Raw genomic sequence first — 15,265 nt, 5'->3', positions numbered from 1 at the left:
GGGGGAGCCGGAGCAACCGTCGGGCAACCGACGCGCAACGGATACGGCAACTGTGTTCCGTAAAGCTCAGATATATGAACGCTGAAGCAGACAGCCGTGTCGCCGTCGTCCTCGGAACCCGCCCCGAGCTGGTCAAACTCGCCGAGCCCATCCGCCTGCTCGGTCCGGCCGCCCGGGTCGTGCATACCGGCCAGCACTACGACGACACGCTGTCCGGCAACTTCCTGGACGAGCTCGGACTGCCCGAGCCGGAGTACCTGACCGGCGTCGGCGGGCAGCCCCGGGCCGTCCAGGTGGCCGCCGCCCTCGCCGCGCTGGACGAACGGTTCGCGGCTGAACCGCCACGCGCGGTGATCGTCCAGGGCGACACCAACGCGGCCCTGTCCGGCGCCCTGGCCGCGAACGCGCGGTCGATCCCGCTGATCCATGTTGAGGCGGGCCTGCGCAGCCACGACCGCGCGATGCCCGAGGAACACAACCGGGTGGTCATCGACCGGCTGGCCGACATCCTGTGCGCGGCGACCCCGGAGAACCGCGAGCTGCTCCTCGCCGAGGGCGTCCCGGACCACCGGATCGAGGTCACCGGCAACACGGTGGTGGAGGCCGTCCACGAGCACCTGCCCCCGCAGCCCGAGCGGACCCGCCTCCTCGCCGGTCTGGGCCTGACCCCGGACGCGTACGTCCTGGCCACCGTCCACCGCCCGGAGAACACCGACGACTCCGCCGTCCTGGCCACCGTCCTGCGCGAGCTGGCCGCGATCGGCCGCACCATCCCCGTCGTCCTCCCCCTCCACCCGCGCACCCGCGCCCGGATCGAGGCCGCCGGTCTGGGTGTGCTCCTGGACGGGATGACGGTGCTCGACCCGACGGGCTACGGCACGTTCCTCGCCCTGGCGCGGCACGCCGCTCTCCTGGTCTCGGACTCCGGCGGTATCCAGGAGGAGACCACCGTCCTCGGCCGCCCCCTGGTGGTGGTCCGCCGCTCCACCGAGCGCCCCGAGGCGTTCGCCGACTTCGCCGACTTGGTGGAGCCCGGCCCCGGCATCGGGACGGCGGCCCGCCGTCGCCTCGCCGAGGGGGCCCGTGGCCTGCGCCGCCTGGAGGCCCTGCCCAGCCCGTACGGCGACGGCACCGCCTCCCGCCGGATCGTGGACCTGATCACCCGGCTGCCCCTGCCCCTGCGCCACGTCCCGCACGCACCGCTACCGTCCCCGGCACTGGCGACGGCGGCCTGAGGCCGGACGCCGCGCACTCGATCGGCACCGCACGAGACGATGCGGGACCCGGTGACGTACAAGGCCATGGGTCAGTAGCACTGCACAGCCCGCGCAAGTTCTGTCCCGTCCAGTCCTGTCCGGTTCCGTCCGTCCGTTCCGTACGAGGTCACGCGACCGGGACGGGTGCCGTCCGTACGAGCCCCTGCGCAAGCAATCCCGTACGAGACGACCCGCACGGCCCTCCGCCCGCTCCCTCCGTCCGCTCCGTACGCGGATGGCACGGGTCGTACCGATCCTTCCCCGCCACCCCCCCTCCCCTCCCCTCCCCGGAGTCTTCGTTGGCCCCCCACCTCCTCCTCTACGTCTTCCCCTTCCTCCTGCTCGGCGGCTTTCTCGTCTACTGGGCGGGCTCCCGGCACGCCTACACCCGGCGCAGGCCCACCGAGCAGGGAGACGCCGCCGCGTGGGACTGGCACTTCTTCGTGCCCTGCCGGGACGAGGAGGCCGTGATCGCGACGACGGTCGACCGGCTGCGGACCGACTTCCCCGCCTCGTACGTCTGGGTCATCGACGATGCGAGCGACGACCGTACGGGCGAGATCGTGGCGGCCCTCGCTGCCGAGGACTCGCGGATCAGGCTGGTCACGCGGCGCCGCCCCGAGGCCCGCATCGGGAAGGGCGCGGCGCTCAACGCCGCCTATGACGCGCTCGACGCGGAGCTGGGCGAGGGGGGAGCGGACCGGTCCAGGGTCATCGTCTGTGTGGTGGACGCCGACGGCAGGTTGTCGCCGGACGCTTTGGCGTACGTCAGTGGTCCGGACGGCTTCGGTGACCCGGAGATGGGCGGCGTACAAATCGGCGTACGGATGCGGAACGTGGACGACGAGCGCCCGCGGCCCGACCGGGGCCGGGTCGTCAACGCGTACGCACGGTTGCTGATCCGGATGCAGGACGCGGAGTTCGCGGTGTCCAACACGGGGATGCAGCTGCTGCGGTGCCGGACCGGTTCGGTCGGCCTCGGCGGCAACGGCCAGTTCACCCGTCTCTCCGCGCTCGACCGGATCGCCGCCGCCGAGCGCCGCCCCTGGAAGCAGGACGCGCTCCTGGAGGACTACGAGCTGGGCCTGCACATGCGCCTGGCCGGCTATCGGGTCACCCACATCGCCGACACCTGGGTCACCCAGGAGGCGCTGCCCTACACCCGGCGCTTCCTGACCCAGCGCACCCGCTGGGCCCAGGGCAACATCCAGTGCGTGCGGTACGCGACCCGTATCGTCGGCTCCCGTCACTACCGGGCCCGTGGCGTGCTGGAGTCGCTCTACACCTTCTTCCAGCCGATCGCCCACCTGGCGGTTCTCGTGCTGACCGTGGTGCTCGTCTCGGTCCTCGTCACCGGCTTCGCCGCAGGCGCCGTCCTGCTCGCCGCGTGGCCGCTCGCGCTGGCGCTCGGGACCCTGTCCATCGTGCCGTTCCTGCTGTGGGGCCCGGTCTACCGGCGGGAGTTCGCCCCGGACCGCTCGCGCGCCGCGGGAGTGCTTTGGGGAATCACGCTGTGGCTGTACGCCTACCACCTGTTCATCGTCTCCGCCCGAGGCTCCGTACGACTTGTACGCGGCCGAACCGGCTGGGCGAAGACCCGCCGCAACGCGGAGACGGCGGTGGCCGGGCCTACCGCCACGGAGAGCTGAGCAGATGCGGGGCTGATGTCACCAACTTTTTGCCCACACAGTGCCTCCGGGCCCTCTGCCTGCGTTGTCAGGCATTGCTGCATGGGCACTCTGGTGGGTCTCGCCTAGCTCGCAGAGAACGTCGTCACCATGGCGGCGGTGCACTGGGGGTCTCTTCTGCTGGATGGCGGGACAGCGAGCGGCCCCGCCCGTGTGCCGTTGGGGCACGCGGACGGGACTGCCCCGGGGAGGCGAGGCGTGCCGCTAGTCGTCGTTCTTCGGCGGCAGCACGAATCCTCGTGTTGGGCCGCTCTGCCTCTTGGGGGCAGGGTCGGGGGTGGACGTTGGAACCAGCGCTGCCAGTGCTGCCAACGCGTCCGCAGTGACGTCCTTGCGTGATTCCGGGTCGGCCTGGTCGAACACACGCCACGGGCCCGTCAGGTTCTCGGGGTTCTCCGGGGCGACGACGCCGGGAATTCCCGAACCGTCTCAAAACACTGTCGACTTGGCGGGCCTGTTCCGCGTCCATGTGATCACCTTCCGTTGAGTGAGGGGAAGGTCAGTTTCCGCCCCCGCCCCCGCCGTGAGTCGCGCAGTTACCTGGGCGGATCGTGCCGCAGCCACTGCCGCTACTGCACCCTGTGTGCTGACACCGCGCCGCCACACCCACCAACGCCTTGGTGGGGCCCGTCTAGAGATCCACGTCTGGCGCGTACCCGGCCTGCTCGATGGTTGCCATGGTGCGCGTGAGGACGTGCTCGTCGTAGCGACCGGAGTCGGGGCGCTCGGGGTAGTGGTGGACAAAGTGGCCGAGCCCATCGCACAGCGTGGCGTACAGCTCCGTGTGCAGGATCAGAGAGTGCCAGCCCTCATCGACCACCTTGGACGGGGCGATGCGGACCGTGGGGAATTGCGCGGCGGCGTGAACGAACTTCAGCGCCTCCGCGACGATCTGGGAGGCCGTACCCTCGTCCATGCCGGGGTTGTTGTCCGTGACCGTTGCGACAACACCCCCCCAGCCGTTCGGGGGTGAGCAGCACACGTGCGTCTCGCATGTCGTTGCCTTCCTGTTGTGGTTGACCCGCTCCGTCCGTCGTCCTGTCCAGGGGCGAGATCGGACGGAGCGGGGCCCTGCTTCGTGCTCGCACTAGGCAACAGTCTGGATACGGAGAGCGGTACTGTTAGAGGGAGGGGCAGAGTTAAGAGCGTTTAGCAGCCGCAGCGCAGGAGTTGGGGCCAGTGAGCACACGTCAGCCGAACGCCGGTTTAGGTCAGCTCTTCCGCGAGAGCGGGTGGACCATGCGACAGTTCGCCCAAGCTGTAAACCGCCTGGGGACGGAAATTGGATCTCCACTGAAGTGCCAACAGGCGTCCGTGCACCAGTGGTTGAGCGGTCACCTGCCGCGTGAGGCGGTCAGATCTCTGATCCTCGAGGCACTCGCGCGCAGGCTCAACCGGCCTGTCACCCGTGAGGAAGCCGGCTTTCCGGCGGCTTCGGAATCATCTGAGCAGTCGACGACGGTGGAACAGCTAATCGACCTCGGGAGGCAAGACATGGACCCATCGCGACGCAAGCTCTTAGCGGCGGGCATGTATTCAGCGGTGCTAAGCGTGCCCGCATTCTCCGCTCTGACAAGTGCGGCGAGTGCCGATGATCGAGACCGCCTTACTCGCCCCTCTGGTCGCATTGGGTCTGGCGAGGTTGAAACAGTTCGTCGAATGACGGATAAGATCGCAGAAATCCTCGATGAATTGGGCGGTGGACACGCGCGGCCGATGGCTGCTGCCTTCCTGGTCAACACGGTAGCGGGGTACCTGCACGCTGCCGCGTCGGAGAAGGTTCACCGCGACATGCTCTCGGCCGCATCTGACCTGACATACCTGACTGGGTGGATGGCCATGTACGAGCGGGCGCATGGGCTGGGGCAGACCTACTACTTGCGCGCCTTGGACCTTGCCCGCGAGTCAAGCGACCAGCTGACCTACTCGCGAACTCTTCGCGGCATGAGCCTCCAAGCCTCCCACCTGCGCCACGGACGGAAGGCGCTGGAGTACGCCGACTCAGCGGCAGAAGCAGCGCCCCAAGCTGGCCCGCGCCTTACTGCCTTCTTGAGAGGGCAACAGGCTCATGCGTCCGCCATGGTCGGAGATCACCGGGGGGCTATGCAGCGGCTCAAAGAAGCAGAGTTGGCGCTGAGTCAAGCCGACTCTCGGCGTGATGCGGTGGGCGGCTACAATCAGGCTTCATTTCTTTTTCATGTCTCGCATGTGCACTACGGAAAGCGGGACATCGAGAATTCGATCAAGGCACTTCGGAATTCCATTCGAGTCATGTCTCCACTGGAAAGGCAAGGGAGGCTGCACGCTCACGCGGTGCTCGCCCAGAGGCAGCATGAAATCGGGCATCTTGAGGAGTCGTGCACGTCGTGGGAACGTTTCCTCGATGACTATGAAGCGTTGTCAACTGCGCGAGGTGATGAGCACTTCGACAAGCTACGCGCTCTCAACGCGCCCCGGCAGTCCCCGGTAACTCGAAGGCTTCAAGATCGAATCCATGCAGTAGCGAAGCTGAAGGCGGCATAGCTCGTCTTTCCGGCCTACTGCCCTGCCCTGTCCTGGTTGCGGGCCGTGTGGAGGGGTGGTCTGCCGGTAGACAGTCTTGAAACGCGCCACGGAACGGTTGGCACGGTAGCGGACAGCCACCAGCAGCACCCGGTCCTCCAGCGGCAGGCACCATGGTTGGCCGCCGCTGGCCCGCTACTGCCCCGTCGAGCGGACCTTCGCCCGCTTGAAGGGTGCGGGACAGCCCTTAGCCAGCAGCGATGGCCGAGTAGGCCAAGACATCGGCCGGAATCTGCTGGAAGAGCTTCCACTCAATCGCCATGGGATTGCTGCCCGTGTGCTTGACGTACTCCGCCGGCCCCATGAGCATCCACGGCTGAGGGCCACCGATATCCGTCTTCTTGTATCGGCGCACAAAGAGAAGGACGTGCGTGCCCTTCTCCTGGTGGGTCTGATAGCGAACCCCTGTGGGGGACTTCTCCGATGTCTGGTTCTGCGACTCCCAGTGGAAGAGGAAATCGTTGAGGGCGTAGTCCCTGTAGCGAGTCTCGGGTGAGAAGTCCTTCTCGTCCTTCTCAAGGGTGACGAACAGAGCATCGGTCTGGATGTTCTCGCACCACTTCACCCCCTCGCGGAAGTGTCCCGGCTTGAAGCCGTCCACGGCGGCCTGGCCCAGGGCTGGGAGGATCTCTTCCCGGCTGTAGGAGGCGTGGATAGTGAGCGGGATGGCTGCATGCGTCCCGAGGAGCGGCACTGGAACATGATCGGCCCGCTGTAGGACATGGGCGAGCACTTGGCGCAGCTCGTCACGGAAAGCGTGCTGATGACGGAGCGAGTCCAGCCCCGCTTGGTAGCTGGAGAAGCCCTCTCCCAACGGCCAGAGCGAGAAAAAGAACATGCGGGCGTAGCCCTGTTCCTGTTCGCTGAGTTCTTCGTAGGCAGGAGCGTCATCGGCTAGCAGTTTGCTGTAGGCCGCAACGCGCAGTGGGTCGTCGACATGAAGGAAGGCGGAGACCCGCTTGAGGAGAGGCTGCTCGCCTTCAGGGTCGACCGCGTCCATGAGCTTCGCTCGCCGCAAGAGACCCGTCCACGAGTTTCCGTTGCCACGGTAGAGCTCTTTGAGTTCCCGGCCGCTCTCTTTGAGGAAGTCCGCGAGGCGCGGTGTCGCGTAGGAAGCGACCTCGCGGGCCAACTGCGTGACGTTGACCGCGATCTGCGTGCGGATGTTGTCAATGATCCGTTCCTTGGCCTTCGTCTCAAGGATGATCTGGCAGCCGGACGGCAGTTGTGGGAAGTCTTGCTCGATGTTGTTGAGGAGGCGGTTGCGGGTCAGGTTCGTCAGGGCGCGGAACTGCTCCTCGAAGCGGAATTCCTTACGGTGCTGGCCGATGAAGTCCAAGACCGTGAGAACGGCCTTGTCCTCCGTGCGTCGCAAGCCGCGGCCCAACTGCTGAAGGAAGACGGTGGCGCTGGAGGTGGGGCGCAGGAGGAGCAAGGTGTCGACGTCAGGGATGTCGAGCCCCTCATTGAACAGGTCGACGGAGAAGATGACTTGGAGCTCTCCGGAGCGCAGGTCGTCAAGTGCGGTTTTGCGATCGTGCGGTGGAGTCTCGCCAGACAGGGCGACAGCGTTGAGCCCCGCGCGTCGGAAGAAGTCAGCCATGAAGTGCGCGTGTGCGACCGATACACAGAACCCCAGGGCGCGCATGGAGTCGGGGTCGGTGACCTTGTCCTTTACTGCCTGCACCACAAGCCGAGCCCGTGCGTCGTTGCCCGTGAATAGATTGCTCAGCGCCGCGGAGTCGTAGGCTCCGCGCTTCCAGGTGACAGCGCTCATGTCCGTGTTGTCGGTGACACCGAAGTAGTGGAAGGGGCTGAGGAGTTCGTTCTCCAGCGCCTCCCAGAGTCGCATCTCCGCCGCGATCCGGCCATCGAAGAACTCGTCCTGGATGTTCAATCCATCCATGCGTTCTGGAGTGGCTGTCAAGCCTAGAAGCTCTTGGGGCCGGAAGTGGTCCATGATCTTGCGATAGGTGGGTGACGTGCCGTGATGGAACTCGTCGATCACGATCACATCGAAGTGGTCGGGGGCGATGCGGTCCAGAGCCTGCGCGGTGAGTGACTGGACACTGGCGAACACATGGTTCCACCGGTTGGGGATCTCGCCACTGAACAACAGCTCACCGAAGTTCGCGTCGATGAGGACGTTTTGATAGACGCGCAAGGATTGCTCCAGGATCTCCTTGCGATGGGCTACGAAGAGCAGGCGTGGGTCGCGTCCGAGTGTCTGACGCAGGCGCTTGTAGTCCAGCGCCGCCATGACGGTTTTCCCGGTGCCCGTGGCTGCGACGAGGAGATTTCGGTGTCGGTCGTGCACTGTGCGCTCGACTTCGAGGCGTTCGAGCATGTCTCGCTGGTGCGGGTACGGGCGGACCTCTAGGCCGGAGAGGGTGATGCCTGTAGATCCGGGGCGGCCGCTGCCACCAGCGCGGGACAGGGCGTCGTCCAGCCGCTGTGCGTCCTTGTCAGGGTCGTACGACTCGAAGGCGGGCTCACTCCAGTAGGCGTCGAAGGTCGCCTCGAACTTGCGGATCACTGAGGGGGTTGCGACAGAGGAGAGGCGGACGTTCCATTCGAGTCCGTCGAGGAGCGCTGCCTTGGAGAGGTTCGAGCTGCCGACGTACGCCGTGTCGAAGCCGCTGCTGCGGCGGAAGAGCCACGCCTTGGCGTGTAGGCGGGTGGAGCGGAGCTCGTAGTTGACCTTGACCTCAGCGCCGAAGTCTCGTACCAGGCGGTCCAGAGCGCGGCGTTCGGTGGCGCCGATGTACGTCGTCGTCAGCACACGGATGGGGATGCCGCGCTCGCGCGCTGATGACAGGGACTTTTCCAGCACGCGGAGTCCGTGCCACTTCACGAAGGCGCAGAGTAGGTCGACGCGGTCAGCTGTGGCCAGCTCTGCGCGCAGCTCGAAGCCCAGGCTGGGGTCCTCGGGGGCGTTCGTGATGAGTGCCGTCTCGGACAGCGGTGTCGCTGGACGTATGGCGTAGACGCCCGGCGCCTCCTGTTCCGCGACGGCCAACAGCTGTCGCGGTCCATCGGTGACGAGATCGACCCACTCCGTCGCACCCTCGATCGTGTTGAGCGATTCCAGGATGTGATTGGCCGCAATCACCTGCTCGGCAGGGGAAAGGCCCTGAAGTACCTGCCGCACGGTGGCACCGATATGGCGGGAGAGCACGTGAGGTGCCGACTCCTTGCCGACTGACGCATCGATGGAGCGCCAGCCCGTGGAATCGAGCTGCTTCATTCGTTCAGCGAGCCGATGAGTGATGAGCGATTCGTAGAGCCCAGCAACCGGTGCGTCGTCTGAAATATCGTTGGGCATGCCCCGAGTCCCCCTCATTTGGCTGCGTACTGCATGTGCAGTTGTATCAAGGAGGACTGACAGTGTGGGCAATGGCTTCGGAAAGCAGCAGGAGCCGCTACTGCGAAACGCGGTCAGCGGCCCCTGTCATGGACGTGCAGCAGGCGTCACCCGCCCCCGTGGCATCCCCCATATGCCTCCCCCGACCCGCACCAGCAAGCGGCTGTGCGGGAGGGGGGCCACGGGGTGGCGCGGCCTCGGGCGGCGAGGGTGGTGGCGTATTGGGGGAGGAGGCTGGGGGTGGAGGGGGAGGTGGCTTCGGAGGCGGCGAAGGCCTCGTACGAGGGGACCGTGCCCGTGACGATGCCCAGGTTCGGGGTGCCCGTGGTGTGGAGGTCGCGCAGGGACGCCTCCAGGCGGGACAGGTGCGTTGCCCGGTCCACGTACTCCTCGGCCAACTCGGGGTACGTCGTGAGGAGTTCGCGGAGTTCCTGTTCGGGCCAGTGCAGCACCGCCACCGGGAACGGGCGCGAGAGTGCCGTACGGTACGTGCCCAGCTCCGCGCGCAGGCGGGTGATCTCGGCCTTCAGCTCCGCCGGGTCCGAGGAGCCCAGGGACCACAGGCGCTTCGGGTCGTGGAGTTCGTCCAGGGGGACCGGGGCCGTGTGCAGCGCGCCGGCCAGTTCGTCCCAGGTGTCGTGGGGGAGGGCGAGGAGGCGGCGTACCCGGTGGCGGCCGGTCAGCAGGGACTGCGTCGTGTACGGGACCTCCTCGCCGGGGGCCAGCAGCAGGGTCAGCGCGGTCGAGAAGAAGTCGTGCGCCGACTCCAGCTCGTCGTGCGCCTCCAGGGTCTCGGCGGCGACCTGCCAGGGCGCCGCGTCCAGGGGGCCCGCGGCGCGGATGCCCTCGATGATCGCGCGGGCCTCGGCCTCGTGCCCGTACTCCCAGAGGTTGGCCGCCTTCAGGGCCTTGATCAGGTGCGGGTTGTCGACGGTGGACTCGGGGGCGGCGAGCAGGTCGTCGTAGAGCGTGCTCGCGCGGGCACGGTCACCGGCGAGTTCCAGATGGGCCGCGGCCTGGAGGACCAGCGGTTCCTGGTCCTCGGGGTACTGCGCCGCGGTGCGCAGCAGGCGCTCGGCTTCGGTGGTGTGGTCGGCAGGCGTGTCGGGGCGCATGGACCACACGGTACTGGTGGGCGGCGGCCGTCGGGGGGAGAGGTCTGAAGCGGGGCCGGAAGTGGGATGGGGGGTGGGATGAGGTGTGGGGGTGGGGTGTGGGGGTGGGGTGTGGGGTGGGGCATGGAGTGGGGGATCGGACGGGGATCGGTAGGTGTGGGAGCGGAATCGGCGGATACGTATGGAGAGTTCTGGGGGTTGGTCCTATCGTGCCCGCCGTGGGGGAATGGGAGCGCGGTGGAGGGCGGGCACCGGTTCGTTTCGCGGTGCGGCGGGGGAGCCCCAGAGTCCGGGGGCGGGACCTTCTTGTGCGCGGGCTCTGGGGTTCCGCCGAGCTTGTCGTCACCCTTGGGGTCGTTCTCCTTCTCCTTGTCGTCCATCAGTTGTGGTGGACCAACCGGCAGGCCCGTGAGGATGCCGGGCGGACCGTCCAGGCCCTTCAGCGGGAGTGGGGCATCCCCTCTTCGGAGCTGGTTCCTCCTGTTGGCCGGAGCGGCGGGGGTCCTGTGGGGGCTGAGCCCGGGGCCTCCGCCAGTCCCCTCGTCCCGCGGGGGTCCGGCGGGTCGGCCGCTCCGTCCGGTCCCGGTCGCGCCGCCTCCCCCCGCTGGGACCACGCCTACGCAGTCCTCCGCATCCCCCGCATCGGCCTCACCGCCCCCGTCGCCGAGGGCACCGGCAAGGGCGGCGTGCTCGACCGGGGGTACGTCGGGCACTACTCCCGTACCGCGCAGGCCGGGCAGGCCGGGAACTTCGCGCTCGCCGGGCACCGCAACACCCACGGCGAGCCCTTCCGCCGCATCGACCGGCTGCGGCCCGGCGACCGGATCACCGTGGAGACCCGGGACGCCGTGTACACGTACACCGTCGACAAGGGCCTCGCGCAGACCCTCCCCTCCGACAGCGGGGTCATCGCTCCCGTTCCGCGCAGCAACGTCACCACCTCCGTCGGGTACAGCGAGCCCGGCTACTACCTGACGCTGACCACCTGCACCCCCGAGTTCAGCTCCCGCTACCGGCTCGTCGTCTGGGGGAAGCTCACCGCCATGCGTCCCCGGTGAGCCGTGTGTCCCAGCGTGAGCCGTGCGTCCCCGATGAGCCGTGCGTCTCGGCGTGCGCCCCCGTGAGCGAAGCCTTCGGACGCAACCGGGCCCGGCCGATCATCGTGTATAACGAATGGAGTGCCAGGAGTCACCGGTACGAGTACCGAGTACCGAGTGCGGAGAGACGGAGAGGAGGCGGCGCCCATGCGCGACGCCGACCCCTTGCGCTCCGCCTTCGCCCGGTTCCTCCGGCCCGTCGGCCTCCTGGTCCTCCTCCTCGCCGAGATCCTCCTCGCCGAGGGCGGCGGCCTCTCCGCCGCCGTCGCGCTCGCCGCCACCGCCGCGGCCGGCTCCGCACTCCTCGCCTGCTCCGTCATCAGTGCCCGCTGCGCGCCCCCGGTGCCCCGCACCCGGGTCCGTACGGCGATCAGGGACCGCGAGAAGCGCACCGCCTTCCTGCCCCAGCGCGACCCCGACGCCCGGGGCCGCACCAGGCCCCGAGCCCCCGGGCACGCCCTCCTGACGGCCGCCGCCGCGTAGGGCTCTCCCGCACGTCCGATCCGTAGCGCCCCGCACCGGCCGTCCTGCCGCGTACCGAAGCATCACGTACCGAGCACCCCGTACGTGTACGTACCTCTCCCGGCACGACGAGACCCCCGGAGGGCTCACCCATGTCCGCCTTCATGTCCGCTTTCGCGAGCCTGGTCGGCTCCCTCGCCGATCTGCTCCAGCCGCTGTTCCACGGCGCGTCCGCCGCCGCCGCGATCGTCCTCTTCACCGCCCTCGTACGGCTCGCCGTCCACCCCCTCTCGCGGGCCGCCGCGCGGGGGCAGAAGGCCCGTACCCGGCTCCAGCCGCAGATCGCCGAGCTCCGCAAGAAGCACGGCAGGAACCCGGAGCGGATGCAGAAGGCGATCATGGAGCTGCACGCCGCCGAGAAGGTCTCGCCGCTCTCCGGCTGCCTGCCGAGCCTGCTCCAGATGCCGGCCTTCTTCCTCCTCTACCACCTGTTCTCCAGCGGCTCCATCGGCGGCGAGCCCAACGCGCTCCTCAGCCACGACCTCCTCGGCGCCCCGCTCGGCGGGCGCTGGCACGACGCCCTCGCCGGCGGTGGCGTCTTCGGGGCGCAGGGCCTGGTGTACGTCGGGCTCTTCGCGCTCGTCCTCGCCGTGGCCACCTTCAGCTACCGGCTGACCAAGCGGCAGATGGCGGCCAACCCGATGGCCCCCGCCACCGGCCCCGACGGGCAGCCGGTGCCCGGTATGGGGGCGATGGTGAAGATGATGCCGCTGCTCTCGTTCGCCACCCTGATCACCGTCGCCGTCGTACCGCTCGCCGCCGCCCTGTACGTCGTCACCACCACCCTGTGGAGCGCCGTCGAGCGGGCCTGCCTGTACCGCGACGTGTACCGGGACATGGACGACCGGGGTGCTGCGGGCCGGGGTAAGGGCCGCGGCACGGCTTCCGCGGGCGGCACCATGGCCAAAGCGGCGTAGTCGGGCCGGGCGACCGCGCCGGTCCAGTGTGTGAACGGGGTCTTGCGGAGTGATCCCGGCTCTTGGAGGATCAGACAAGCTCGTCGCCGGCCGCAACCCGCCGAGGGGCCCCACCTCGAACAAGAGGAGTTGGACCGTTGAAGCTGCTTCGAGTCGGTACGGCGGGCGCGGAGCGCCCCGCGCTTCTCGACCGGGACGGGATTCTGCGTGATCTGTCGGGGATCGTCCCCGACATCGACGGCGATCTGCTCGCCGACGCCTCGACCCTCGACCGGGTACGGACGGCCGCCGGCACCCCCGGTGTGCTGCCCGCCCTCGACCCGGCGGGCCTGCGGGTCGGGCCGCCGCTGGGACGCATCGGCAAGATCGTGTGCATCGGGCTGAACTACCACGACCACGCCGCCGAGACCGGGGCGGCCATCCCCGCGGAGCCGATCCTGTTCTTCAAGGCCCCCGACACCGTCGTCGGGCCCGAGGACACCGTGCTCGTACCGCGCGGCAGCCGTAAGACGGACTGGGAGGTCGAACTCGCGGTCGTCATCGGCCGCACCGCCCGCTACCTGGACTCCGCCGAGGAGGGGCTCGCCCATGTCGCCGGGTACGCCACCGCCCACGACGTCTCGGAGCGGGAGTTCCAGATCGAGCGCGGCGGCACCTGGGACAAGGGCAAGAACTGCGAGACGTTCAACCCGCTGGGCCCCTGGCTGGTGACCGCCGACGAGGTGCCCGACCCGCAGGCCCTGCCGCTGCGGCTCTGGGTCAACGGCGAGCTGAAGCAGAACGGCACCACCGCCGACCAGATCTTCCCGGTCGGTGAAGTCGTCCGCTATCTCAGCCACTTCATGACGCTCTACCCGGGCGATGTGATCAACACCGGTACGCCCGCCGGGGTCGCGATGGGGCAGCCCGAGCCCAAGCCGTATCTGAAGGCGGGGGACGTGGTGGAGCTGGAGGTGGCGGGCCTGGGGCGGCAGCGGCAGGAGCTGAAGGACGCGTAGGCCTCGCGGGTGCGCGAAGGGGGCTCTGCCACTCGTACGGTGGTGGCGCCCCCGCTCCCGTACCGCCGCTGCCGCCCCCCTCACACCCCCAGCGCCCCCCTCACACCCCCAGCGTCGCCGCGAACTGCTCCAGCGCCTCGACCACCATCGCGTGGTCCTCCGCCTGCGGCAGCCCCGACACCGTCACCGTGCCGATCACGCCCGCGCCCCGCACCGCGATCGGGAACGAACCGCCGTGCGCCGCGTAGGTGTCCGGGTCCAGGCGGGACGACTCCTCGAACGTCGTGCCCTTGGCGCGGAAACGGGTGCCGACCAGGTACGAGCTCTCGCCGTACCGCTCGACCACCTTGCGCTTGCGGTCGATCCACGCGTCGTTGTCCGCGTTCGAACCGGGCAGCGCCGCATGGAACAGCTGCTGCGGCCCGCGCCGGATGTCGATCGCCACCGGGGCGTGCCGCTCCCGGGCCAGTGCCACCAGCAGGCTGCCGAGCGCGAACGCGTCGTCGTGGGAGAAGTGCGGCAGGGCGAGCCGGCGCTCCTGGGCGATCAGCTCGGAGATCGTGGGGGAGGAGGTGGTGCTCATGCGGGGTGCTCCTCGTGGGGGAGGTTTCCGGACAGGGTTACGGAGACGCCCTCGCGGGCCGAGCGGCGTGCGGCTTCCAGTACGTCCAGGGCCGCTGCCGCCTGGAGCGCGGTGACCGGGTTCTCGCCGATGCCGCGCAGGGCGGCGGTGACGGCGGCGTAGTACGCGGGGTAGTCGCCGGGGAGCGTACGGACCGGGGTGCCGCCGCCGGTCAGCGGGGACTCGCCGGAACCGATCCGGCCCCACACCTCCTCCACCTCCTCGCCCCACGGCTCACCGGCCGCCGGGCGCAGTCCGGCGCGCAGGGCCGCCTCCTGCGGGTCCAGGCCGTACTTCACATAGCCCGCCGTCGAGCCGAGCACCCGGAAGCGCGGGCCGAGCTGGGCCGTGGTGGCGCTCACGTACAGGTGCGAGCGGACCCCGTTGGCGTGCGTGATCGCGATGAACGTGTCGTCGTCCGCCGCCGCGCCCGGACGCCGTACGTCGGACTCCGCGTACACCCGCACCGCTGCTCCGAACAGCACCAGCGCCTGGTCGACGACATGGCTGCCCAGGTCGTACAGCAGACCGCCGATCTCCTCCGGGTCGCCCGACTCGCGCCAGCCGCCCTTCGGCTGCGGGCGCCAGCGCTCGAACCGGGACTCGAAGCGCTGCACCTCGCCCAGCTCGCCGTCGGCGATCAGGGCCTGGAGCGTACGGAAGTCGTTGTCCCAGCGGCGGTTCTGGAAGACCGAGAGCAGCAGCCCGCGCTCCTCGGCGAGGGCCGCCAGCTCGCGTGCCTCGGCGGCGGTCCCGGCGATCGGCTTGTCCACGACCACGGGGAGGCCCGCCTTGAGGGCGGCCGTCGCGAGGGAGACGTGCGTCTTGTTCGGGGAGGCGATCACGACCAGGTCCAGCTCGTCCGCGCGCTCCCACAGCTCGTCCGGCGAGGCGGCGAACCGTACGTCCGGGTGGGCGGCACGGGCCTCGGCCCGGCGTTCCTCGTTCGCCGTGACGACCGTGTCGAGGACCAGACCGCCGGTCGCGGCGATCAAGGGGGCGTGGAAGACGGAACCGGCCAGGCCATAGCCGACGAGGGCGACGCGGAGAGGGGCGTTGGCAACCATGTGTTCCACCATGGATTCCACTTAAGCAACGCTGTTGCCAAAGTGCAAGCGACCGGC

Annotated in this window: 12 protein-coding genes; 7 read left to right on the top strand and 5 right to left on the bottom strand. The window is 68.9% G+C overall.

What is annotated here, in order from left to right:
- The first annotated feature begins 74 nt into the window (after positions 1–74).
- Together wecB and ACFW9Z_RS24960 are read left to right on the top strand one after the other, a co-directional pair.
- Entirely contained in the window at positions 75–1,235 is a 1,161-nt protein-coding gene (gene wecB, locus ACFW9Z_RS24965) for a non-hydrolyzing UDP-N-acetylglucosamine 2-epimerase (protein ID WP_384644607.1), read from the top strand.
- A gap of 320 nt (positions 1,236–1,555) precedes the next feature.
- The gene (locus ACFW9Z_RS24960; protein ID WP_384644605.1) at positions 1,556–2,905 is read left to right on the top strand and encodes a glycosyltransferase; all 1,350 of its coding nucleotides are present in this window, start codon (positions 1,556–1,558) and stop codon (positions 2,903–2,905) included.
- Positions 2,906–3,575: 670 nt separating this feature from the next.
- Here the strand turns inward: ACFW9Z_RS24960 and ACFW9Z_RS24955 are convergent.
- Positions 3,576–3,860 (bottom strand): hypothetical protein, encoded by a 285-nt coding sequence (locus ACFW9Z_RS24955; RefSeq protein ID WP_384644603.1) that lies wholly within the window; start codon positions 3,858–3,860, stop codon positions 3,576–3,578.
- A 743-nt stretch (positions 3,861–4,603) separates the two neighbouring features.
- On the opposite strand from ACFW9Z_RS24955, the gene ACFW9Z_RS24950 reads away from it, so the two are divergent.
- On the top strand, positions 4,604–5,467 hold the full coding sequence (locus tag ACFW9Z_RS24950; protein WP_384644601.1) for a transcriptional regulator: 864 nt from the start codon (positions 4,604–4,606) through the stop codon (positions 5,465–5,467).
- Positions 5,468–5,693: 226 nt separating this feature from the next.
- On the opposite strand, the gene ACFW9Z_RS24945 is transcribed toward ACFW9Z_RS24950, so the two are convergent.
- Positions 5,694–8,831, bottom strand: coding sequence for a DUF3427 domain-containing protein (locus ACFW9Z_RS24945; RefSeq protein ID WP_384644600.1), 3,138 nt, complete (start codon positions 8,829–8,831; stop codon positions 5,694–5,696).
- Positions 8,832–8,977: 146 nt separating this feature from the next.
- Positions 8,978–9,985, bottom strand: coding sequence for an SEC-C domain-containing protein (locus tag ACFW9Z_RS24940; RefSeq protein ID WP_384644598.1), 1,008 nt, complete (start codon positions 9,983–9,985; stop codon positions 8,978–8,980).
- Between the two features lie 266 nt (positions 9,986–10,251).
- On the opposite strand from ACFW9Z_RS24940, the gene ACFW9Z_RS24935 reads away from it, so the two are divergent.
- The 4 genes from ACFW9Z_RS24935 (at position 10,252) to ACFW9Z_RS24920 (ending at position 13,519) form a co-directional block, all read left to right on the top strand.
- A complete protein-coding gene (locus tag ACFW9Z_RS24935) occupies positions 10,252–11,043 on the top strand; it encodes a class E sortase (protein ID WP_384644738.1) in 792 nt (263 codons plus the stop codon).
- 186 nt (positions 11,044–11,229) lie between these two features.
- Positions 11,230–11,565 (top strand): DUF6412 domain-containing protein, encoded by a 336-nt coding sequence (locus ACFW9Z_RS24930; RefSeq protein WP_384644596.1) that lies wholly within the window; start codon positions 11,230–11,232, stop codon positions 11,563–11,565.
- Between the two features lie 131 nt (positions 11,566–11,696).
- Positions 11,697–12,521, top strand: coding sequence for a YidC/Oxa1 family membrane protein insertase (locus tag ACFW9Z_RS24925; RefSeq protein WP_384644594.1), 825 nt, complete (start codon positions 11,697–11,699; stop codon positions 12,519–12,521).
- Between the two features lie 137 nt (positions 12,522–12,658).
- Positions 12,659–13,519, top strand: a complete 861-nt coding sequence (locus ACFW9Z_RS24920) for a fumarylacetoacetate hydrolase family protein (RefSeq protein WP_384644592.1) — start codon at positions 12,659–12,661, stop codon at positions 13,517–13,519.
- 100 nt (positions 13,520–13,619) lie between these two features.
- Here the strand turns inward: ACFW9Z_RS24920 and ACFW9Z_RS24915 are convergent, their stop codons facing one another.
- Together ACFW9Z_RS24915 and ACFW9Z_RS24910 are read right to left on the bottom strand one after the other, a co-directional pair.
- Positions 13,620–14,102, bottom strand: a complete 483-nt coding sequence (locus ACFW9Z_RS24915) for a heme-degrading domain-containing protein (RefSeq protein WP_384644590.1) — start codon at positions 14,100–14,102, stop codon at positions 13,620–13,622.
- Positions 14,099–15,208 (bottom strand): Gfo/Idh/MocA family oxidoreductase, encoded by a 1,110-nt coding sequence (locus tag ACFW9Z_RS24910; protein WP_384644588.1) that lies wholly within the window; start codon positions 15,206–15,208, stop codon positions 14,099–14,101. Before ACFW9Z_RS24910 ends, ACFW9Z_RS24915 begins: the two co-directional genes overlap by 4 nt.
- Positions 15,209–15,265: the final 57 nt, after the last annotated feature.

The sequence above is a fragment of the Streptomyces sp. NPDC059452 genome (assembly GCF_042750035.1).
Lineage (GTDB): Bacteria > Actinomycetota > Actinomycetes > Streptomycetales > Streptomycetaceae > Streptomyces.
Note: the sequence above shows the minus strand (reverse complement) of the source record. Positions and strands in the feature narration are given on the sequence as shown.